18 protein-coding genes are annotated in these 20,852 nt (G+C 40.7%); 3 read left to right on the forward strand and 15 right to left on the reverse strand.

Features of this window, described 5'->3' with window-relative positions; genetic code table 11:
• Positions 1–132 precede the first annotated feature (132 nt).
• The 9 genes from M3206_RS03875 to M3206_RS03915 all read right to left on the reverse strand — a co-directional run bounded on the left by M3206_RS03875 (position 133) and on the right by M3206_RS03915 (position 13,447).
• Positions 133–1,677 (reverse strand): glycine betaine ABC transporter substrate-binding protein, encoded by a 1,545-nt coding sequence (locus tag M3206_RS03875; RefSeq protein WP_251311189.1) that lies wholly within the window; start codon positions 1,675–1,677, stop codon positions 133–135.
• Positions 1,670–2,821, reverse strand: coding sequence for an ABC transporter ATP-binding protein (locus M3206_RS03880; RefSeq protein ID WP_251311190.1), 1,152 nt, complete (start codon positions 2,819–2,821; stop codon positions 1,670–1,672). The genes M3206_RS03875 and M3206_RS03880 overlap by 8 nt, the downstream gene beginning before the upstream one ends.
• Before the next feature lie 387 nt (positions 2,822–3,208).
• The gene (locus M3206_RS03885) at positions 3,209–5,347 is read right to left on the reverse strand and encodes a YhgE/Pip domain-containing protein (RefSeq protein ID WP_251311191.1); all 2,139 of its coding nucleotides are present in this window, start codon (positions 5,345–5,347) and stop codon (positions 3,209–3,211) included.
• Between the two features lie 213 nt (positions 5,348–5,560).
• Positions 5,561–6,130: a TetR/AcrR family transcriptional regulator gene (locus tag M3206_RS03890; protein ID WP_251311192.1), complete on the reverse strand. Its 570-nt coding sequence runs from the start codon at positions 6,128–6,130 to the stop codon at positions 5,561–5,563.
• Positions 6,130–7,407, reverse strand: a complete 1,278-nt coding sequence (locus M3206_RS03895; protein WP_251311193.1) for an ATP-binding protein — start codon at positions 7,405–7,407, stop codon at positions 6,130–6,132. Before M3206_RS03895 ends, M3206_RS03890 begins: the two co-directional genes overlap by 1 nt.
• A gap of 102 nt (positions 7,408–7,509) precedes the next feature.
• Entirely contained in the window at positions 7,510–8,916 is a 1,407-nt protein-coding gene (gene hemY, locus M3206_RS03900) for a protoporphyrinogen oxidase (protein WP_251311194.1), read from the reverse strand.
• Between the two features lie 5 nt (positions 8,917–8,921).
• On the reverse strand, positions 8,922–9,863 hold the full coding sequence (hemH, locus tag M3206_RS03905) for a ferrochelatase (protein ID WP_251311195.1): 942 nt from the start codon (positions 9,861–9,863) through the stop codon (positions 8,922–8,924).
• A 6-nt stretch (positions 9,864–9,869) separates the two neighbouring features.
• Complete coding sequence (gene hemE, locus M3206_RS03910) at positions 9,870–10,898, reverse strand: uroporphyrinogen decarboxylase (protein ID WP_251311310.1); 1,029 nt, start codon at positions 10,896–10,898, stop codon at positions 9,870–9,872.
• A 305-nt stretch (positions 10,899–11,203) separates the two neighbouring features.
• Positions 11,204–13,447, reverse strand: coding sequence for a transglycosylase domain-containing protein (locus M3206_RS03915; RefSeq protein WP_251311196.1), 2,244 nt, complete (start codon positions 13,445–13,447; stop codon positions 11,204–11,206).
• 157 nt (positions 13,448–13,604) lie between these two features.
• On the opposite strand from M3206_RS03915, the gene M3206_RS03920 reads away from it, so the two are divergent.
• Both M3206_RS03920 and M3206_RS03925 read left to right on the forward strand, forming a co-directional pair.
• On the forward strand, positions 13,605–14,096 hold the full coding sequence (locus tag M3206_RS03920) for an antibiotic biosynthesis monooxygenase family protein (protein ID WP_251311197.1): 492 nt from the start codon (positions 13,605–13,607) through the stop codon (positions 14,094–14,096).
• Positions 14,093–15,007 carry a diacylglycerol/lipid kinase family protein gene (locus tag M3206_RS03925; RefSeq protein ID WP_251311198.1) on the forward strand — a complete coding sequence of 305 codons (915 nt, stop codon included), beginning with the start codon at positions 14,093–14,095 and terminating at the stop codon, positions 15,005–15,007. Before M3206_RS03920 ends, M3206_RS03925 begins: the two co-directional genes overlap by 4 nt.
• Here the strand turns inward: M3206_RS03925 and M3206_RS03930 are convergent.
• Together M3206_RS03930 and M3206_RS03935 are read right to left on the reverse strand one after the other, a co-directional pair.
• On the reverse strand, positions 14,985–15,692 hold the full coding sequence (locus M3206_RS03930) for a phosphatase PAP2 family protein (protein ID WP_251311199.1): 708 nt from the start codon (positions 15,690–15,692) through the stop codon (positions 14,985–14,987). The genes M3206_RS03925 and M3206_RS03930 overlap by 23 nt on opposite strands.
• Before the next feature lie 185 nt (positions 15,693–15,877).
• The gene (locus M3206_RS03935; protein WP_425590706.1) at positions 15,878–16,195 is read right to left on the reverse strand and encodes a DUF3243 domain-containing protein; all 318 of its coding nucleotides are present in this window, start codon (positions 16,193–16,195) and stop codon (positions 15,878–15,880) included.
• A 228-nt stretch (positions 16,196–16,423) separates the two neighbouring features.
• Between M3206_RS03935 and M3206_RS03940 the strand changes: the two genes are divergently transcribed.
• Positions 16,424–16,855, forward strand: coding sequence for a ferritin-like domain-containing protein (locus M3206_RS03940; RefSeq protein WP_251311201.1), 432 nt, complete (start codon positions 16,424–16,426; stop codon positions 16,853–16,855).
• Between the two features lie 291 nt (positions 16,856–17,146).
• Here the strand turns inward: M3206_RS03940 and M3206_RS03945 are convergent, their stop codons facing one another.
• The 4 genes from M3206_RS03945 to M3206_RS03960 all read right to left on the reverse strand — a co-directional run bounded on the left by M3206_RS03945 (position 17,147) and on the right by M3206_RS03960 (position 20,550).
• Positions 17,147–17,896: an EcsC family protein gene (locus tag M3206_RS03945; protein WP_251311202.1), complete on the reverse strand. Its 750-nt coding sequence runs from the start codon at positions 17,894–17,896 to the stop codon at positions 17,147–17,149.
• Positions 17,897–17,999: 103 nt separating this feature from the next.
• The gene (locus tag M3206_RS03950; RefSeq protein ID WP_251311203.1) at positions 18,000–19,217 is read right to left on the reverse strand and encodes an ABC transporter permease; all 1,218 of its coding nucleotides are present in this window, start codon (positions 19,215–19,217) and stop codon (positions 18,000–18,002) included.
• Positions 19,214–19,957 (reverse strand): ABC transporter ATP-binding protein, encoded by a 744-nt coding sequence (locus M3206_RS03955; protein WP_251311204.1) that lies wholly within the window; start codon positions 19,955–19,957, stop codon positions 19,214–19,216. Before M3206_RS03955 ends, M3206_RS03950 begins: the two co-directional genes overlap by 4 nt.
• Positions 19,958–20,019: 62 nt before the next feature.
• Complete coding sequence (locus M3206_RS03960; protein WP_251311205.1) at positions 20,020–20,550, reverse strand: PCYCGC domain-containing protein; 531 nt, start codon at positions 20,548–20,550, stop codon at positions 20,020–20,022.
• Between the last annotated feature and the right edge of the window lie 302 nt (positions 20,551–20,852).

Consider the following 20,852-nt stretch of genomic DNA (forward strand, 5'->3'; position numbering starts at 1 on the left):
ATAAAGCTAGCGATTCCTAGAATGGGTTCGCTAGCTTTTTAAGTGTGTCGTTGGTCTAAATTTGTACCTAATTCCTCACTAATCAGGACTCAATAACGAAAAAACTGACCCTCCAAGGGCCAGTTTCTCCAATTATTTAATCAAACCTTTACGTTCTAAGAAATCTTTAGCTACTTTACGCGGATCTTCTTTATCAATATCAACTTTCGCGTTCATTTCAGCCATTTCTTCCTCAGTAATCTTTCCTTCAAGCTCATTTAAGACGCCTTCAAGCTCTGGATACTTCTTTAAAGTATCTTCCCTAACGATTGGTGCTGCAAAATAAGGCGGGAAGAACTTCTTGTCGTCTTCTAACGTTTTTAGATTAAATCGAACAATCCGTCCATCTGTATTAAAAGCTGGAACGGCATCGATCTTTCCTTCTTTTACAGCTGAGTACATTAGATTCGGATCAAGGCTTTTCTTCGTCTTAAAATTCAGTTTGTACGTTTTTGCAAATGGTGTGTACCCATCTTCACGTTCATAAAATTCTGTTGGTGCACCAAATGTGACCTGATCTGAAATCGGAGCAAGATCTGAAATTGTATTAACGTTTAACTGCTTTGCTTTCTCAGGATTTAAAACGACGGCATACGTGTTTTCAAACCCTAATGGCTTTGTCCATTTTAGGTTGTATTTTTCTTCATACTCTTTTTTAACAACATCATAAATTTCTTCAGGGGTCATTCCAGGATCGTACTTTTCTTTTAAGATCGTCAAATATCCGGTTCCGGTGTATTCTACGTACATGTCAATATCGCCTTTTTTAATGGCTTCTGTTAAGATTGGCGTCTCCCCAACCGCTTCTTTAACGACAATTGGGTAATCTGTCTTATCTTTTACATATTCAGAAATGATGTACGGCAGGATATATTGCTCCGTCCATTTCTTACCCGTTATGACGATCGCATCTTCATCTTCACCGCCACGCAGTGCAAAAAATAGGACAAGAGCCGCAATCGGAATCCCGATAAATAACGGAATTTTCCATGAACTACGCTTCTTAGATGATGTTTTTGGTTCTGTAGCCATTTCAATTCTGCGCAACAATAGATCAAAAAGAATAGCTAATACAGCAGCTGGAATAGCACCAGCTAAGACCAGCTCGTTACGAGTCATGGATAGACCGCGGTAGATCAGGTCACCAAGTCCGCCTGCACCGATGAACGCTGCTAATGTAGCCACCCCAATCGTAAGGACAGTTGCGGTCCTGAGACCCGCCATGATAATAGGCAGTGCTAAAGGCAGTTCGATCATTCTTAGAATTTGAGAATTGGTCATCCCCATCCCTTTACCTGCTTCTACGACTGATCGGTCTACCCCAGTAATCCCCGTGTATGTGTTGCGTAAGATCGGCAGTAACGCATACACGGTTAGTGCGATGATAGCAGTCGTACTCCCAATCCCAAAGACCGGCAGTAAGAAACCAAACAGAGCCAAACTTGGGATCGTCTGAAAAATAGCTGTTACACCGATAATGGGTTCCGCTACTCTTTTTTGTCTAGAGATAAATATCCCGAGTGGAATCGCAATAACCGTAGCGATAAGGATGGAAACAAGAGATAGGAATAAATGCTGCTGCAATCCTACTAAAATTTCAGGCCAGCGGTTTACTAACGTATCGAATAAATTATTCATCACCTTTACCTCCTTCAAGAGGTTTTTGTGCGGTGATGTTCAATCCAGCAAGTCCTCTCATCATTGATGCACGCGTTATGATTCCGAGAAGTTTATCATCTTCTAATACGGGAATCATATTTACTTGATTGGTCGCGAAGATCTCTGCAACTTCTGTATACGATGCATCTGTAGTCACGGTGATCAATTCTTTATTCATTAGATCTCCGATTGTTTTGTCTTCTTCTGCATAATGTCTTTCAATGCTTTCAAGAGTTGTAATGCCAAGAAGTTTACGGTGCTGATCCGTTATAAGAAGACTGTCCACTCCATAACGTTTCATCATTTTCAACGCTTCAGCAAGTCCTCTTGACTGTTTTGAAGTAATAGGATTTCTTCGCATCAAATCAACGGCTTCAGGCATAGCTGATTCTGATGAGAGTCGGTTCTCACCAATAAATCCTTTTACAAAATCATTTGCAGGATGTCTAAGAATCCGTTCAGGTGTATCAAATTGAACGATCTCTCCTTTATTTAAAATTGCAATTCGGTCTGCGATTTTAATCGCTTCATCCATATCATGCGTAACAAACACGATCGTTTTTTTAATCGTATCCTGCAATTTAACTAGTTCATCTTGAAGTTGTTCTCTGCTGATCGGATCCAGAGCAGAGAAAGGTTCATCCATTAAAATAATGGGAGGTTCAGCCGCCAAAGCGCGAATTACTCCTATACGCTGCTGCTGACCGCCGCTTAGCTCAGAAGGATAACGTTGTCTGAACGTTTTAGGGTCTAACCCTACTAAATCAAGCAATTCATCTACTCTGCCATCATACTTTTCTTTCTCCCAGCCTTTTAAACGTGGCACGAGAGAAATATTGTCTTCAATCGTCATGTGAGGCAGAAGTCCGATCTGCTGGATCACGTATCCGATATTCCTTCTCAGCTCAACGGGGTTTCGCTTTGCTATGTCTTCTCCATCAATTAAAATCGTTCCCTTTGATGGTTCGATCAAACGGTTTATCATTCGCATGGTTGTTGTTTTTCCACAACCACTAGGCCCGATTAAAGCAACTAACTCTCCTTCTTTAATCTGAAAGTCAATGTTCTTCAAAGCCTCAAAACCGTCAGGGAACGTTTTCCCTACGTTTTTGAAAGTAATCAAGTGGGGTTCTCTCCTTTTTTTACAAAAAATTAAGCTGCATCCTTTAGAATGTCCAATTATTCTCTTTCCCTTGCTTGCTTGCTTAAAAACCTGTTTTTTAGTGGTATCCGAAAAAAATCGGTGCTAGTTATGTAAAGTAAGATAGCCTTCCAAGTTACGGGACGTGTTCTTTTATTATTACACGTTCGCTCAAAATTTCTATTCTACGCTCAAAAAGTCCCACTTACGCTCAAAACCATGCCAGTTTCGCTCAAAAAAGCTCCGGATCGCTCAACTTTTGCCACTTACGCTCAAAACAAGCAAAAAAACTTCTACTGCCTCCCTTCTATATAGCTATTCGAACAAAAAAACACCTGGATTTACGTCTCCAGGTGTTTTTCGTATAAATTAAGCAGTAACTTCGTCCTTTTGTTTATTACTTTTTCTAAAATGAGTTGCGAAATATGACCATGTTCCGATCATACATAGAACCATAAATCCGATTAATACCCATAAGTTAGAGAGATAACTGTTCATGTCTCCGCTCGAGATCACTGCTTTAAAGCCGGATACAGAGTAAGTCATAGGAAGCCATGTGTTGAAGATTTGCAGTCCGTCCGGGATCAATTCTAACGGGAATGTACCCGCACTCGTTGTCAGCTGCAGAATCAAAATGATAATCGCAACAAAGCGACCAGGGTCCCCTAAAACTGTTACGAGCAATTGCACAACCGCTAAAAATGTGAGACTTGTGATTATGCTTAGTCCGATAAATGCAGGAAGATTGCTTACTTCGATATTTAAACCAAATAATAGAACGGCGTCAGCAATCAAGGCTTGAACAACACCTACTGCAGCTAAGAAGGAAAACTTGCTAGCAAACCATCCAAAGCCTGAACGTGGATTCCCTGCTTGATCACGCAATGGGAACACAATAGACATCAGCAGCGCCCCTACAAATAAACCTAATGATAAAAAGTAAGGAGCAAAACCGGTACCGTAGTTTGGTACATCAGAAAAACTCTTTGTTTTTACAGAAACTGGGTTAGCGATTCGTTCAAACATTTCGCTATTTGGATCAAGTTCACCTGTTTTATCAGCGGCTTCACGTAGTTTAAAGGATAATTCTCCGCTTCCTTCAAGCAGCTTTTGTTCACCATTATGAATCTCATTGACATGACCTGTTACCTCTTGCCATCCAGATGATACTGTAGCCGTTCCATCAGCGATCTTGCCACTCGCTGCAAGTAATTGTTGTGAACCAGATGCGGCTTCACCTAATTTAGCCTGGAACGTTTGAGTTCCTGTGTTAACTTTTTCTTGTCCGCTAGCCAGCTGATCAACACCATCTACTAGTTTAAGCTGTCCGCTATGAAGCTGTTCAGCCCCTTGTGCCACAGCTGTTTGAGAATCACTTAATTTTTTTGCACCTGCGGAAATTTCGTTTGCGCCACCGGCAATTTTTCTGGATGCAGCCGTTAAGCCATCCATCCCTTTATTTACTCCACCGCTGATCGCGGCGATCTGTTTTAAAGCGACAGCTATTTCTTCATCAGACATATTCTGTTGATTTTGAATGAGTTGATTGATCTCTTGTTCAACTTGTTTGGAACCGGCAGCTGCTTTTTGTGCGCCGCTGTTCCATTCATTTGCAGATTTCGCTAAAGTGCCAGCCCCCGCCGACAACTTCTCCGCCCCGTCTTTTAATGCAAGACTTCCATCTTTGATCTTTTTAGAACCAGTAGTTGCTTGGCTGAGTCCGCTTTTTAAAGATTGTGCTCCTATGTTGAGCGCTTCTGTACCTGTTGCTAACTTTTTGTGTGCAGTTAGCAATTGATCCATGCCGCTGTCAAACTCATTCATCTTGGAATGGAATAAAGCCGCCCCGCTTTCTAATTCTTTGATCTGAGGAGTTTTTTCAGTCATTCCTTTAGCAAGCTCACCGCTTCCGGACGACGCCTTTTCTAAACCATCTGTTATTTTTCTGGAACCATCGGCGGCTTGATCAAGTCCACCCGCAAGCTGTTCCACCTGGTCAAACATCACTTCTGCATACGTTTTTGTCAGTTCATTAGAGACGCTTTCTTTCATTTTATCAACAGCTGTACCGCCTATCTGTGCAGCTAAAAAGTTAAAGCCAGCGTTTGGTGTGTAGATGAGTTCCGGCTTTTGATTGTTCTTTCCGGATAAAGAAGTAGCTTTCTCGGAAAAATTTTCTGGAATTTCAATCATCATGTAATACCTATTATCTTCAAGCCCTTGTTGGGCTTCCTTCGCATTAACGAAATCCCATTTGAACTGCGGATTTTCTTTGAGTTTTTTTACAAACTCATCCCCTACATCCAAAGTGTCCCCATTATAGGAATAACCTTCATCAAGATTAACGACTGCTACCGGGAGTTCCTCCATCTTGTCATATGGATCCCAAAAAGCCCATAAGAACATCCCCGTATACAGAACAGGTATGAAAAGAACAGCAAAAATCGGTATCGCAATCTTTTTGTTCGAAAATACCGCTTTAAACTGTGCACGTATACTAGTAAACAATGTATTCACTCCTTTATAAAATACAGATTGACTGTTTTAGTCATTTGGTCAATTCGCTACAAAAAAGAGACCCATACAGGTTTCTTTTTACTATCCTCATTTGTAAAAGAAAGGTGATTCGCACACACGATTCACACTTAGCTTTTTCAAAAGTGACCAAAATCAAAATCTGGTCATAAATAATCTATCATGTTTCTTTTACTTCTGCAATAATTATTCTTTTCGTAATCCATCCATCACGAACATTTCTAAAACTTCAAGCATCTTCTCTTTATGAATTGGAGGATGATCTCTCTCCCAATCGAAGATAAGCGCCAGATACAGCTTGACCATCATGAATGCCACGATTTCAGTTGGACATTCTTTGATCTCCCCTTTTTCTATCGCCTTATCTAGCTCCTTTTGGACAAAACTGAGCACCGCTTTTTCTATTCTTTGCATCGCTTCTGTTACGGGTGAAGTATTCATTTCTTTTACTTCCTGTGATAGCTTTACTGCCAATTGATGCGTTTTTCGAAATTCGATCACTTCGTATAGAGCGTTGTGCAGATTTTCATAAAACGGCCGTTCTTCATCAATGGCTTTAGAAGCTGCAAACTTTGTTTCTTTTACCAAGTTCGTAATAATCTCAGAAAACAGCTCTTCTTTATTGGCGAAAAACGTATAGATCGTTCCTTTTCCTACATTCGCAATCTTCGCGATCTGGTCAACCGTACTTGCTTTATAGCCAAACATTGAAAAAGAACGTTCAGCTGCTTCCAATATACTTTGTCTACGGTCCATTACATTGTCACCTCTTCTTGCAGCCGAGCAGATTTCGTACATAAAGGGAGGGATAAGAGCACTCTTGTACCTGCGTCCAGTTCGCTCTCATAACGGAGTTTTCCGCCCATATCTTTTATAAGCTTAAAGGTTACCATCATCCCTAGACCTGTCCCCTTCGCTTTTGTTGTATAAAAAGGAAGGCCAATCTGCTCCAGCTCTTTTTCAGTCATTCCTTTTCCATTATCCTCAATCGCTATCGTTAAATACTTTCTTGAGACTTTGTATTTGTATATATGGATCGTCCCTTTTTCATCAATCGCTTCGATCCCGTTTTTAATGATATTGATAAGTCCTTGTTTAAGTTTTGGTTCGTCCGTACATACCTGGTATGATCCGATTGTACGTAACGTCACTTCTACATTGTGTATCGAACCATACGGCGCCGTTAAACTGATGACATCGTTTAATATGGTTTCGATATGGATACTTTCAAGTTTGGGTATATCCGGTTTCACCATGGATAAATAATCAGTAATGATTTTGTTCGTCCGATCCAATTCCTCAATTAACAGCGGGGAATGTTCTTTCAGCTTCTCATCACTCGTTGTGCTTCCTAGAAACTGAATCATACCTCGGATAGTAGTCATCGGATTTCTGACTTCATGCGCGATTGCTGCTGCCATCTGGCCAGCTACTGCTAGTTTATCCAGATAAACCGTTTCCTTTAGTTGCATATTGATCTTAACAAGCCTCTCAATAAGAAAAATACAGGAAAAGAAAGCGATAAAGAAACTCGAAAAATAAACAAAATAAAATTCAAGTGTAAGAAAATCCAAAAATGAATGGATGAACAAAATATAGAATAAGGTATAGATCACAGCAATGTAGAGCGCTGAAATCCATCTCCGTTTATCTTCGTCAAATAATCCTTGATAGATTAAGGCGATCACATAAGCTAATAAAGTTAATATTACCCCAAGCCATGCTAAATCCCCGCCCATTCCCATCCTTGCAAAGATTACAAACAACGAACAGATCGCACCTGGCAGCCAGCCGACATAAAGGGTAACGATCATAATCGGAACATTTCGGAGGTCAAAAAAAGAATCTTTTAGCGTTTCGATCGGGAACATCATACATGCTAAAGCTCCGCACCCGCTTATTACGCCAAAGATTACTTTGTTTTTAAAGCTCGGTATCACACCAGGATGAAGAGGAAAGAACATATTCAATAAATGCGTAAACGAAAAAACGATTGCAATATTAACGAATAACGGTTCAATAAATGCCTGCATGAAGTTCCCTCTCCCCTTTTCTTTCTTCAGTATAGCAGAATCGTTCTCCAAAAAAATAAAAAAAACGACAAATTTATCCATTTGTCGTTTTCAACTACACTTTTATTTGGTTAACAATGATTCTACTGCTTTTTTTGCAGAGTTCACACAATCTGGAAGGCCGACACCATCATATGGAGCGCCTGCAAAATGGACGCCAGGAAACACATTTTCAAATGTTGCTCTGAGCTCTTTCACATACTCTTTATGGTCGACTTCATACTGTGGCATCGAATCGATCATACGAGAAACATAGTACTTATCTGGTCTCGTATCGACACCCATAATCTTTTTTAGATCATTGAGCACTTTATCTAAAATCACTTCATCTGATTCATGGACGATTCCCTGATCTTCAGCCCGTCCGACATAGCATCTTAGGAGCACCTTCCCTTTAGGGGTCGTATGCGGCCACTTGCGGCTTGTCCACGTACATGCTGTAATTGATGTTTTCTCACTTTTGGCGATAACAAAGCCAGTGCCATCTAAAGAAAAGGAAACTTCATCCTCATTAAATTCCATCGCAACTGTTGCTACTGAAGTTGGTTTTGTTTTATGAAAATGTGCTGGAAAGAGTTTCTCATCAAATAGTTTCTTCGTCACTGCATAAGGGGTGGTTACGATCACATGATCAGCTGATAGAACGGAGCCATCCTCCATTTTAATTGAGTACGTTCCGTCTTCAAAACGAACGACAGATTCAGCTTTCGCACCCATTTTTATGCTCGTATCCGGAAGAGATTGGGCCAAGGCGTCCACAAAAGAGGATAGGCCATTTTTAAATGTTAAAAAGGCTCCCTTTTTCTTTCCTGCCTTCTGAGCTTTTACGGGCTTAGGCTGAGAACTCTTCATACCTAGAATTAAAGATCGATGTTTTTTTTCAGTTTCAATGAATTGCGGGAAAGTAGACTGCAAGCTTAATTGATCGATCTTACCCGCATAGATCCCTGACAATAAGGGCTCGATCAAACGATCTACTACTTCATCACCAAGGCGTCTTCTAAAGAAGTGCCCTACCGATATATCTTTGCTGGAATCTGCACGTTTAGGAAGAACAAGATCAAAACTAGCTCTCGCTTTTCCAAAGATCGAAAAGAGCGGAGTGAACATGAATGGCATCACTTTTGTCGGAACACCCATCACGGCACCCTCCGGAATGGGATGCAGCTTCATATTGTGTAAGATATAAGCTTGTCCTGTTTCATTAGAAACCAGATCATTTTCAAGACCAACTTCTTTTGCTAGATCGGTCATAACCGTTTTTCTAGCCAGATAGGAATCTGGCCCCCGCTCGATTACAAATCCGTTTTCCTGGATTGTTTCAATCTTTCCTCCAAGCCTGTTGCTGCTTTCAAGCAATGTAAAGGTTAGAGGCTCTCTTGTTTCTTTTGCATATTTTTGCACATAAAAGGCAGCGGCTAAACCTGTAATGCCGCCGCCCAAAATAACTACGTGCTTTCGCTCACTCATTCGTTTCACATTCTTTCTTTTGCGAGTGCTTTTTCAACGGTTGTTGCCAAACAGTCAATAAATTCAGGTTTTGCATTTGGCATCTCAGGACGGTAATAGTTAACGCCTAATTCATCCGTTACTACTTTGCACTCGTAGTCATTGTCATATAAAACTTCTAAATGATCAGCCACAAATCCTACAGGACAGTAGATAAAATGCTTGTATCCATGTTCATTGTACAGGTCACGCGTTAAATCCTGCACATCCGGGCCAATCCAAGGTTCTGGTGTGTTGCCTGCACTTTGCCAGCCGATCGTATAATGTGGAACGTTCGCTTCTTTCCCGATCAGATCCGCTGTTTCCTGTAGTTGAGCAGGATAAGGATCACCCATCTGCAAAATCTTTTCCGGAAGACTGTGCGCCGAAAAGATAACGACCGATTGATCATGTTCTTCTGCCGGAATACGATTAAACGTTTGTTGAATGCCATCTGCCCAATATTGAACATACTTAGGCTCATCATACCAGCTATCGATCGTAATAAATCTAGGACCGTCGATCTTCGCGGATTCTTCCACCGCACGTCCGTTGTAAGATTTAACACTAAACGTAGAATAATGCGGTGCTAATACAAGGGTAACAGCTTCCTCGATACCGTCTTCCTTCATCTGTTGAACGGCATCTTCAATGAAAGGGTCGATGTGTTTCAATCCTAGGTAACTCTTAAAGACTAGATCCGGGCAGCGTTGGTTCATTTCTTCTTCTAGTTTTTTAGCCTGATCTTCTGTAATTTTTGCTAATGGAGAGATTCCACCGATCTGTTCGTATCTCTCCGTTAATTCTTGCAATTGTTCAGGAGAAGGTTTGCGGCCACGTCTTATATGCGTATAATAGCTCTCTACTTCACCCAGACTTCTTGGCGTGCCATACGCCATCACGAGTAATCCGATTTTCTTTTTTGTCACTTGTCATCACCCTAGTTTTTTAGACGTGTATTCATGGACAAAAGTGGTTAACTGCTTCAATGTTGCGATATTCACTTCAGGGAAAATACCTTTACCTACGTTAAAGATAAATCCTGGCTCTTCCATACCTTCATCCAAAATTTCTTTCGTTCTTGCTTCGATTACTTCCCATGGTGCAAGCAGAAGCGAAGGATCCAAGTTTCCTTGCAGTCCTTTGTTAACACCCATCTGACGAGCTTCTCTTGGAGACAATCTCCAGTCAAGTCCGATCACATCGATAGGAAGTGCGTTCCATTCCATCACGAGATGGCGTGCACCTGTTCCGTAGAGAATCAATGGAACACCTTCTTCACGAAGTTCCGAGAAGATTCGGTCCATAACAGGCATAATATATTTAGCATAATCTTGCTGATTTAAAGCGCCTACCCAGGAATCAAAAATTTGAAAAGCTTGAGCGCCTGCTTTAATTTGAGCTTTTGCATAAGCGATCGTCATATCTCCAAGTTTGTCCATGAGCATAAACCAGCTTTCTGGATCAGAAAACATCAGCTGCTTTGTTTTATGGTAATCCCGTGAAGGACCTCCTTCAACCATGTAGCTTGCAAGTGTAAATGGAGCACCTGCAAAAGTGATAAGAGGAACTTCCAATTGCTGACGTAAAATTTTAATCGTTTCAAGGACATAAGGAACGTCTTTCTCAGGGTCAATCGTTCCAAGTCTTTCAACAGCTTCACGCGTTCTAACAGGATGTTCAATAACAGGACCTACTCCTGGCTTGATCTCTACATCAACACCAATCGCTGGAATCGGTGACATGATATCCTTATATAGAATCGCTGCATCAACACCGTGCTGATCAACAGGCAGCTTTGTAACACCTGCGCAGATCTCAGGTCTATGAGTGATGTCAAACAGTGAATACTTCTCCTTTAATTTACGATACTCAGGCTGGGAACGGCCCGCCTGTCTCATGTACCATACAGGAATATGTGAATTTTTCTCCTTACGACACGCCCTTAAAAACTCTTCATTCATTGTCAAAACGTACACACCTTTCTATCAAGACCAAAAGCTGCAGCACTATTGGTATCTCCCAGCTGCTGAAACTTAAAACCTTTAACGTCAATATCCATACACATTGTAAGGGAATTCATAATAAAAGTATAGGCTGAAGACTCAATTGTCATCATTTTGGCAAATTGCAGGGGTCACCGCTGTTTAAAGCTCCTTTTATTAGAGGATTTTTTAATGAATTAGGTCTTCTTGAAAATTATTGGGTCTTTATACAAAAATCGCCATGCATACATAAAAGGAGATGGTCTATACCCATCTCCTTCCTTTTAATCATGTTTCTTTTTTCTCTTCTTTTTGTCTTTCTTCTTGTCTTTCTTCTTTCCCTTATGCCCTTTTCCGCGTTTTTCTTTTGGATCTTCATCATCATCACCAAAGCCTGGGAAGAATGAAATCGATACGGTGTTGGAAGGTCGCCCATCTTGTTTAGTAAGCGGGTCATACGGAACGACATAAAAGTCAGGAAGTGTGAATAAATGCTTGCCTGAAGCCACATATTCTCCTCTTCCTTTTACTGTATCCAATCTTGTTGCTTCCCCGTCGTTTACAGCATAGATTTTATATTGAAGACGTTCGTCCTTAGACGGCGTCCATCTTAACTGAACAGATGGCATACCGTAGTCACCCATACCAAATTCAGCAGAAAGGTCACCGATCTCGATCATTTCGATCGGTGGCTCCAGATCTTTCACCCCTTCTGGCTTCTTAAAGGTTAATCCCTGTTGGGAAGGCATTTGGTTGATCACCTCTTTGAATAAAAGGGTAGGCTGTGCACTTCCGCTATTCAAATAGGATTCTTTTGTTGTTTTATCGTATCCTACCCAAACTGCACCGACCACTTCAGGTGTATACCCAACAAACCATGTATCTCTATTTCCTTTATCTACATCAGGGTAATTAGTCGTTCCTGTTTTCCCGGCAATCTCCATATTTTCGGGACCATCCGAACCTGTTCCGTTCTGTACAACCTGCTGCAGCATACGCGTCATGTTCCACGCGTTCTGCTTCGACCAGACTTTCTTTTCTTCACGCTTTGCCTTGCCGATCAGCTCGCCATCATGATTGTAAATTTTGCTGATCACAAAAGGTTCAACGGTTTTCCCTTCATGAAGAAAACTTCTGTAACCCTTAACCATCTGCAAAGGACTTACCCCATCATCGATACCGCCAAGCGCGATGCCGAGTCCTTTATCCTTGATCGGCATCCCTAGCTCTTCTAGATACTTTTTTGAGTATGAAATCCCAATCTCATTTAAGAGCCATACAGCTGATGAGTTCACAGAGTGTATGATCGCTCCAACCATCGATACTTTACCTTCGTATCTACCGTTGTAATTCTTCGGTTCGTATCCGTTATAACTCATTTCTTCATCTACCAGCATAGAATACGGTTTATACTTATGGGATTCTAAAGCAGGGCCATATACGGCTAATGGCTTAAAGGTTGATCCCGGCTGCCTGTTTACTACAACGCGGTTAAGCCCTTCTGTCACATGGTTACGACCGCCCTGAACTGCGAGCAAACCACCTGTTTTGCCGTCCATGAGCACCATGGCTCCTTCAGGTTTTTCCTTTCCGGTTCCGATAAAATATTTTCCTTCTTGAAAGCTCTTATAGACAGCACTTTGAGCGGCAGGATCCATAGGTACAACAATCTTATATCCTCCCTGTCTCAACTCTTCTCTCGAGATATGATACTTTTCTCTTGCTTCTTTAATAACCATATCAATATAAGTAGAATAGGCGGGGTTACGTTCTTCCTGCGTGAAATTCACTGCGATCGTCTGGCCTTGTGCTCTAACGGTTTGGGTCGGAGATAGATAGTTTTGCTTCTCCATTAGGTTCAGAACTAAGTCGCGGCGTTCTTTTGCAGCTTTTGGATGTTTAATCGGTGAGTAATGACCTGGAGCTTTTGGAAGACCAGCAAGCATAGCTCCTTCTGCAACGGTTAGTTCACTTACATCTTTATTAAAATAGGTTTTGGCTGCTAGCTGAATGCCATATGCCCCGTGTCCAAAATAGATTTGGTTCAAGTACATCTCCAAGATCTTGTCTTTGGAATATCTTCGTTCAAGATTGATCGCGATAACCGCTTCTTTTGTTTTACGCAGCCAGGATTTTTCGTGTGATAAAAAAACATTTTTAGCCAGCTGCTGCGTGAGAGTACTTCCCCCTTCTACCTTACTGCCCGCTAGAATATCTTTATAGATGGCACGTGAGATAGCTTTCACATCAATACCGTGATGTTTATAAAACCGCGAGTCCTCTACGGCCACAAATGCTTTTTTTACATGATCAGGAATATCATTTATATCAATGATCTCTCGGTTTTCATCATATATTTTCGTGATTTTTTCCCCTTTTTCGTTCACTAAAAATGTAGCAGAATCCATGACCAGGTCCTTCTCATCAATAACATAATCACCCGCCAAAATGATAAAAAGGTAGGCAAAAAATCCGATAATCAATGACCCCACTAAAATACCGAGTGCGACTAGACTTTTCTTTACCATAAGCAAACCTCATTTCTATCAAGGTCGAAAAGTACATTTTATATAATTTTCCCTCAGATGGAAAGTATATTACAAAGAGTAAGATTCTTACACGGTTTAACCCACATGAGGGTTGGGTAAAACAAAGATAAATCGAAATAAAGGCAGGGATTAGCATATGAAGACCTATATCACGTACGGAACAACAGACTATCTATCCAGCTTTCATGAAAAATATAGCCAGGCGCTCCTGCTAGAGGGGGATTCGAACTCCGCACTCGTATTTGAAACAGACGGAGAGAATCCTTTTTTTGAAAAACATGAATATGAAGTGATCAATCAGAGAGGAAATTTATCAGGTGCAGGCTTTGTCATAATGAATCACGTTCCAGTTACAGAAGATGGCCGCAGTCTTTTTGAGGAACGTTTTCAGAACCGTGCAGGGCTTGTCGAGAACGAACCTGGATTCGTTGGCATTCGTATCCTTCGTCCTCTTCATCAAGACCCGTATATTATCATGACGCTCTGGAGATCACATACAGACTTCATCAATTGGCAGCAATCCAAGGCATATGAAGAAGCACATAAGGACCGTGGGACATCTAGAGGACTTCCTGAAACTCTTTTCTCTGGCCAATCCTATGTGAAAGAATATAAGGTCGTCCAATGAGCAGACATACGTCAGAACTAAAACGGGTCTCTGTTATCCTCAATCCAAAAGCTGGACAGGGCCGCCTTCTCAATCATTGGGAGGAAGTCCTTACAGCATTAAAAAGCGGGTTTGATGATGTGCAAGTATACGAAACAACAGCCCCTGGTGAAGGGGCATCTATTGTCAAAGAACTTCATTCAAAGACAGATGTTATCCTTGCAGCAGGCGGAGACGGAACGGTCCATGAAGTTGCCGAGGCATTATTGTCACTAGAAACTGAGCAACCTGCATTCGGCATTTTGCCTGGAGGAACATGCAATGACTTTTCACGGGCTCTCGGGATGAACCAGAACCCTGTTAAAGCCGCTGAACAGATTAATGAGAAAAAATTACGTCAGATCGACGTCGGAGAATTCGATGGGCAATTCTTCACAAACTTTTGGGGAGTCGGATTAATTACACATGTATCAGAATCGATTGATCCAGATACTAAAGAAAAATACGGAAGGCTGTCCTACTATTTATCTGCAGCAAAATCCATGCAAACGTGGGAACCCTTCGAAATCTCAATTGAATCTGAAGAGTTTCAGTTTGATGGAAAAGCAGCCATGTTTTTAGCCGTAAACGGACCTTTTACAGGCGGGATCAAACCCTTCTTTCCGAATACAGATATTCAAGATGGGAAACTAGATTGTTTACTGATCGAAGAACCTTCTATCTCTTTTATTTGGGATGTTCTCCAGAACCGGCTGTCGAACAGTTCGTTTGAAGGGCAAGGCTATCATCATTTCCAGAGCTCAAAGATTCAAATAAAAACAGATCCACAACAATTGATCGATTGTGATGGAGAGCGGGGGCACAAGACACCCTCTGTCGTAACATGCTTAAAGCAACATCTATCTGCACTTACTGGGGATGTTTCCTTTTAAAAAAAGGAAGCGTCCTTTTTTGATAGGCACGAATAGATTCACGGCCGCCGATGCATAGGAACAGCCAGACAGTCCCTGCGGAAAAACCCGCTAAAACATCTGACGGATAGTGGACGCCTAAATAGATTCTGCTTAATCCGATCGATACAATCAAACTTATAAAACCTATCCCTAATAGTAACTTGAACATCCTGCCTCTTTGGCTCCTTATGACTAAATAACCTAGGAATCCATAATAAATTAAACTCCCCATAGAATGGCCACTTGGATAGCTGAATCCCTGTTCAATGATTAAGCTATTTTCTGGCCGCGCTCTTCCAAACCAGTGTTTAAGACCCAGGTTTAAAAGGCCACCGCCTGCGACTGCAATGATATAAAAAAGGGCTCCCCAATAGCTCTTTCTTTTGAAGATCAGCCAAATCAGATTTCCAACCAATAAGAGGGTAAGGATGGTAGTAGAACCGAAATAAGTAACAAACTTCATAATTGCCGTTAACGTATCATTTCTAATGGCTGAGATGTATTGAATGATGATTTGATCAAAATGAAACCTTTCCTCTTCTATTAGGTTTTCAGAAAGTTCAAAGAATATAAATAAAGACAGAAACGAAAGTAAGAGACCGGCTAAAATATATATGATAGGAACAATCGGAAAAGGTAATTTGTGAGCGATGTCTCGTAACATAAGTACTCCTTGTTTAGAAATCTATTTTTGTATGATTTGGTCTAGTTCAATTCTTAAAATCTGTGTAACTTATTACTAAAGTTTTCCTCTTTGCATACGTATTAAACGCTTTTAACAAGCTTGGCGGTGCTTTTTAGACAAAATAAAAAAGCTGCCTGTATACAAGCAGCTTTTTCTTGTTCCTTTTACTTAACAAGTTTAACGAGCATATGAGCAAGCTTATGACGCTCTTCTTGTTCTCCTACTTTCCATAATTCCTTTAAAAGGTTTTCTTCAGAATTGCGAGGTTCCTCATGCGTAGCTAGATAATCAGCCACTTTTTCTGCCGTTTTCGCAAGTGTTTCTTCACTCATACCCATCTTTTCGCCTACTTGAACTTTGCTGTGGAGATAGCTTTTGAACTCTTCAAAGTTAGACAAGATTTCTTCCTTTTTGCTTTCGCTCATACGGTCTGCCGTTTCCTCTACCTTAGTCGTATCAACTTCACGCTCTTTGTCCACCATGTGTCTGCTTTCCATTTTTGTTACCTCCTTAAAAGAATGTGTGTATGACCTTTGTTTAATATTTGTGATAGGCCTGTTATTCTTTTACCTTTTCTAACACATGTTAAACATGTTTATACAGTTTATTGAATTTCAGTGGTTTTCTCTTTCTGTTCCGGTTTACGATGATTGGAAAAAGGGAAGGATACTTTTGTAGAACAAGATTCAGGAATTCAGGAGGTTATATAAATGGAAAAAGACTTACAAGCACTAATTGATGGACTAAACGAGGATCTTGCCAATGAATATGCTGCAATTATCATGTACAATCATAATGCAGCAACAGTGTCTGGACTTTACCGCCAGATCTTAAAGCCTTTCTTCCAAGGCGAAATCGCTGATGAGCAGGGACATGCTCTTTATCTAGCAGAAAAAATTAAAACATTAGGCGGGACACCTACAACACAGCCGAAGCCTGTAAAACAAGTAGAAAGCGTTCGCGAAATGCTTGAAGAAGCTCGCAATGCTGAAGAAGATACAATAAGACGCTATGAAGAGCGCAAAGAGCAAGCATCTAATCTGAAGCTTACTGAGCTTGTCGTTCAGTTGGAAGATATGATTGCGGATGAGACAAAGCATAAGGAAGAAATGGACCGTCTATTAAGCGACAGCCGTTTCTAAAAATATGCGAAGACCAGCTAGAATGCTAGCTGGTCTTTTTTTGTACTAAATTTCTATTGAAGGCTGCTAAAAAATGCAGCTTTTTTTGAAAAAAGGTTGTTATTTTTATTTTTCTCCTATGCAAGTTGATTGGCGTGCAAGGTGCGAGACTCCTATGGGACGAGCGGTCAGGTGGAGACTCCAAATGGCACGGAGTGGCAGGAGGCTCACCGCACGCCCCATGGGAAGCGAGCAACCTGGAGCGGAAATCAACTACTATCATTGGAACCAACGATTTATCCAAAACAGACTTTATTTTTCACCCTTATTCTGTTCCATCATCACCCGCCAGCGGAAACAGTTTTGAGCCACTTCCCCTAGATCCTCTAAAAAATGATAATTGGCATAAGCTCCAACAACTGCGCCAAGACCTGGGATCATTTGAAACATCTTGATCAAATCAATATGATCGCGATAGTCCTGCTGTAGTTCTTGCCAGTTTAATTTTTCAATCGCGCCGGGATGTTCAGGAAACTCATGAATCGTCTCTTTCCAAAAGATGACCTTTTCAAACGCTTCTTTCCTTTTATGAGGATCAGAAAAAGCGAGACGGAACACATGAAGAATGAATATCCGTTCTCTGTAGTCTTTTACGTCCAGTCCATAAATACTTGCTGCTTCAAAAAGGAACTTCATTTTTATCCCCAGCAATAGAGGAAAATCGGCAAGTCCGAGCAAAATTCCGCCTGCCCCTGTACCAGCACCTTCAACCGCGGCTGTCTTTTTATAAAAAGCAAGACGCTCTTTCAGCTTCATATCTCGTTCAAAAAGCCCTGTTTCAAACTGAGTCGTGCGTTTTGTCGTATATTCCGAACCGATTAAAGTAGCTTTAATCATTTGCTTCATACTTGTTGTAATTACATCATGTACTTTTTGAGGGATTTTTTCATTTATCTTTGTCTGAATTGATTTTGTAGCCTTATTCCATAACGAGGGACGCTTCGTCATTTCAACTTCCCAACGTTTAAGCTCTTCAATAACTTTTTGTTCATACGTGTTCATCCTATTCCTCCTCTCTTAGGTATACGCAAATAGGGTTAGATGGTTTCCATGCAAGAGAATCACTTTTAGGAACTGTTATTAAAAAACTTCCTAACCTTTAAGGCTAGGAAGTTTGCGGTAGATGTTTCTTCGTCAAAACTGGCAAGCGTAACATGCTGTAACCAAATGCTGCAGCTGGCATCAATAAACCGATCAGCCAATCTCCTGTAAGAATGCCGTAGAATACTCCGTACATGAGTCCTTGTAGCAGAAGGAGTCCTCGCAGCCATTTCATAAAGGCAGAAATTTTCACACGAGGTTCGATCGGATATAAATTGAAAATCACATTCCAGCTGTATTGCGTATAGAGTGTGAACAACTGCAGCGAAAGCATCTGAAAGAACAATAAGACGACAGCCAACTGCCACCATCCTGGTGGAATCAGATAAAGAAAGAAAAAACCGATTACAATTAACCTTATGTACAAGCCTAAGTAATCACCAGATCGAATAAACGTCTTCATAAAAAGGGCTGACATCCTATTTTTCTTCTTAAAAGAAAAATTACCGAGCATGTTTAAGAAAGGACGTTTATGAACGGTCTGTTTCAATGCAGGGACATCTGTAAAATAGTTTACGAAACGATATCCTTTCATCTTAAGTGTCTGTTCTTCCTCTAAAAGCATTTCCCATTGATAACCGTGCATCTTTTTAAAAACGCCGAACACAAAGTTCTTTAACACATACATGATGGCAAACATGGCAATTAAAAAGACATATGCTTCTTCAAATAGAAGATAAACATAAACAAAGTTCACGATATATCTCATGATCTTATAGTTCAGTTGATGGCTTTTATAAGGGAGTCTTCTTTCTTCCCATCCGACATATAGATTAAAAGCTTTCGCAACGATTAAGAAGAAAGCAAATGAAACATACATCTCCCACCCATCGGTAATGAACACTTGAACAATCGGCCATGTCAAAGTAAAGATGAGAAGCGTTACAAACGAACCGCTCGCGATCGCAGAAGATAAACTCTTTGAAAAATAATGCTTCATTCCTGATTCAACAGGCAATAAGAAAACAAGGTCTCCCTCTTTTATTAAAGTCCGGATGGCGCTTTTCGTTAGCAATAATGAAAACAGCACTGTTAAAAGAAGTACAGCAGGAAAATTCTCCGGCAATGCTTTCAGAAGCTTTGCGTAATAAATACTTCCCACAATGATGAGTAAATATAATGAAACAATAAGTCCGCTGTTTGCCATTAAACTAAAATATTTAAGCATTTGAGTTAAATGGGCGTTGCGTCGTTTGCGCCATAATTTTTTTACATCGATCATGTTACATTACCCCTGGCCACATAAAGGTAGATCTCATCAAGGGTAGCATCAGTCAATCCGCTTCTTTCCCTTAATTCCTCTAATGTACCGCTCAACACTAGTCTGCCTTCATGCATGATCAAGAATCGGTCACAGTACCTCTCAGCCGTAGATAGAATATGTGTAGACATTAAAACGCCTGCACCGCTATTTTTAAACGTGACCATATATTCAAGGAAAGATTGAATCCCTAATGGGTCCAGTCCTACGAACGGCTCGTCTACAATGTATAGTTTCGGCTCCACTAATAAGGCGCAAAGTATCATTACCTTTTGCTTCATCCCTTTGGAGAATTGATTCGGAAACCATTTAATCTTATTATCCATTCGGAACTCTTTAAGTAGTGGCCTTACTCTTGTTAAGAAAGTTTGTTCCTCGAGACCATAAGCCATCGCTGTTAATTCAAGATGCTCCCATAACGTTAATTCTTCATACAGAATCGGCATCTCCGGAATATATGTAAATTGGCTGCGATAATTTTCAGGTTCTTCCCTGAAGGTCTGGTCTAGTATTTTCGAACTGCCCGACATCGGTTCCATCAATCCGAGGATATGTTTGATCGTCGTACTTTTTCCAGCTCCGTTTAATCCGATCAATCCGACAATCTCACTTTCTTTTATTGAAAAATTAACATTATGGATCACTGGCTGGTTCGGCATATATCCGCCCGTTAAGTCATTCACCTCTAGGATAGGTTTCATTTTTTACCCTCCTTTTTTCGTTGTCTCCTTACTATTATTTACCATATTTTTTGTTTTACCCTTTATAAAGCAGGCAATGGTGTCTGTGTAGGCTCTGCATAACCTTCTTTGTATTTCTCATCAATCATCTTTCGAATCTCAGAATCACTCTTGCCTTCTATGGATTCACTCATACTGATTGCTGCAATCTCAAGACACGTGCCGCATTTTGTTCCATGGTCATCCCATAGGACCTTTCCGTCTTCTTTATTATCAGCGACAAAGCAATCATAGTTGTTTTTATGTCCAGCAGAATCACCGCAACCGCAATAACATGGCATGGATTCGAGGAGTTCTTTAAACTTTGGAACAGCTGCATAGATCGTTGAAATATTTTCAGGCTGATTACCTAAAAAGTCAGGCATAACATCAGCAGAAGCTGTTACTTGTTGAATATCACCATTCGGAAGATGCTCTTCATGTGCACTTTCCTTATGTACTTGCTTTGAATGTTCTTGATGGTTCTGATGCTCTTCTTCTTTCTCTTTCCCGCATCCTGACATAAGAACACTTGAAACGAGAACCATCGTCATGACTAATTGTCTTCTTTTCACGGAGGACCCTCCTCTTGTCTTTCTTTCCTTATAATAGCTTAATTCAAGCCCTTTTTTCCAATTTTATATGTATAACAAGTGAGACAGTATGGACAAAATAATTATTGAAGAAGGTATCCCCCCTTCTTCAAGGAGAAGGATGCAACGGTTGATTTTTAAGTTCAATGCTTTTCATTTTAAGGAGATGGTTCTCTTGGACTATTCAGTGCTAGAGCAATACAGATTCTTAAAGTAGAGGTGCATGGCTAAAAAATCTTTTGCTTTGTTTTCATGTTCTCCTTTCTTCTCTAACCTCTATAAGG

Source organism: Fictibacillus phosphorivorans (assembly GCF_023715845.1).
GTDB lineage: Bacteria > Bacillota > Bacilli > Bacillales > Fictibacillaceae > Fictibacillus > Fictibacillus phosphorivorans_D.

What these genes read in the sequence shown, in the direction of transcription:
- M3206_RS03940 (WP_251311201.1), top strand. Translation starts at nt 16,424, where the DNA reads ATGGAAAAAGACTTACAAGCACTAATTGATGGACTAAACGAGGATCTT.
- M3206_RS03895 (WP_251311193.1), bottom strand. Translation starts at nt 7,407, where the DNA reads ATGCAGGCATTTATTGAACCGTTATTCGTTAATATTGCAATCGTTTTT.
- M3206_RS03875 (WP_251311189.1), bottom strand. Translation starts at nt 1,677, where the DNA reads ATGAATAATTTATTCGATACGTTAGTAAACCGCTGGCCTGAAATTTTA.
- M3206_RS03945 (WP_251311202.1), bottom strand. Translation starts at nt 17,896, where the DNA reads ATGAACACGTATGAACAAAAAGTTATTGAAGAGCTTAAACGTTGGGAA.
- M3206_RS03890 (WP_251311192.1), bottom strand. Translation starts at nt 6,130, where the DNA reads ATGGACCGTAGACAAAGTATATTGGAAGCAGCTGAACGTTCTTTTTCA.
- M3206_RS03920 (WP_251311197.1), top strand. Translation starts at nt 13,605, where the DNA reads ATGAAGACCTATATCACGTACGGAACAACAGACTATCTATCCAGCTTT.
- M3206_RS03950 (WP_251311203.1), bottom strand. Translation starts at nt 19,217, where the DNA reads ATGATCGATGTAAAAAAATTATGGCGCAAACGACGCAACGCCCATTTA.
- M3206_RS03935 (WP_425590706.1), bottom strand. Translation starts at nt 16,195, where the DNA reads ATGGTGGACAAAGAGCGTGAAGTTGATACGACTAAGGTAGAGGAAACG.
- M3206_RS03930 (WP_251311199.1), bottom strand. Translation starts at nt 15,692, where the DNA reads ATGTTACGAGACATCGCTCACAAATTACCTTTTCCGATTGTTCCTATC.
- M3206_RS03915 (WP_251311196.1), bottom strand. Translation starts at nt 13,447, where the DNA reads ATGGTAAAGAAAAGTCTAGTCGCACTCGGTATTTTAGTGGGGTCATTG.
- hemE (WP_251311310.1), bottom strand. Translation starts at nt 10,898, where the DNA reads ATGAATGAAGAGTTTTTAAGGGCGTGTCGTAAGGAGAAAAATTCACAT.
- M3206_RS03955 (WP_251311204.1), bottom strand. Translation starts at nt 19,957, where the DNA reads ATGAAACCTATCCTAGAGGTGAATGACTTAACGGGCGGATATATGCCG.
- hemY (WP_251311194.1), bottom strand. Translation starts at nt 8,916, where the DNA reads ATGAGTGAGCGAAAGCACGTAGTTATTTTGGGCGGCGGCATTACAGGT.
- M3206_RS03925 (WP_251311198.1), top strand. Translation starts at nt 14,093, where the DNA reads ATGAGCAGACATACGTCAGAACTAAAACGGGTCTCTGTTATCCTCAAT.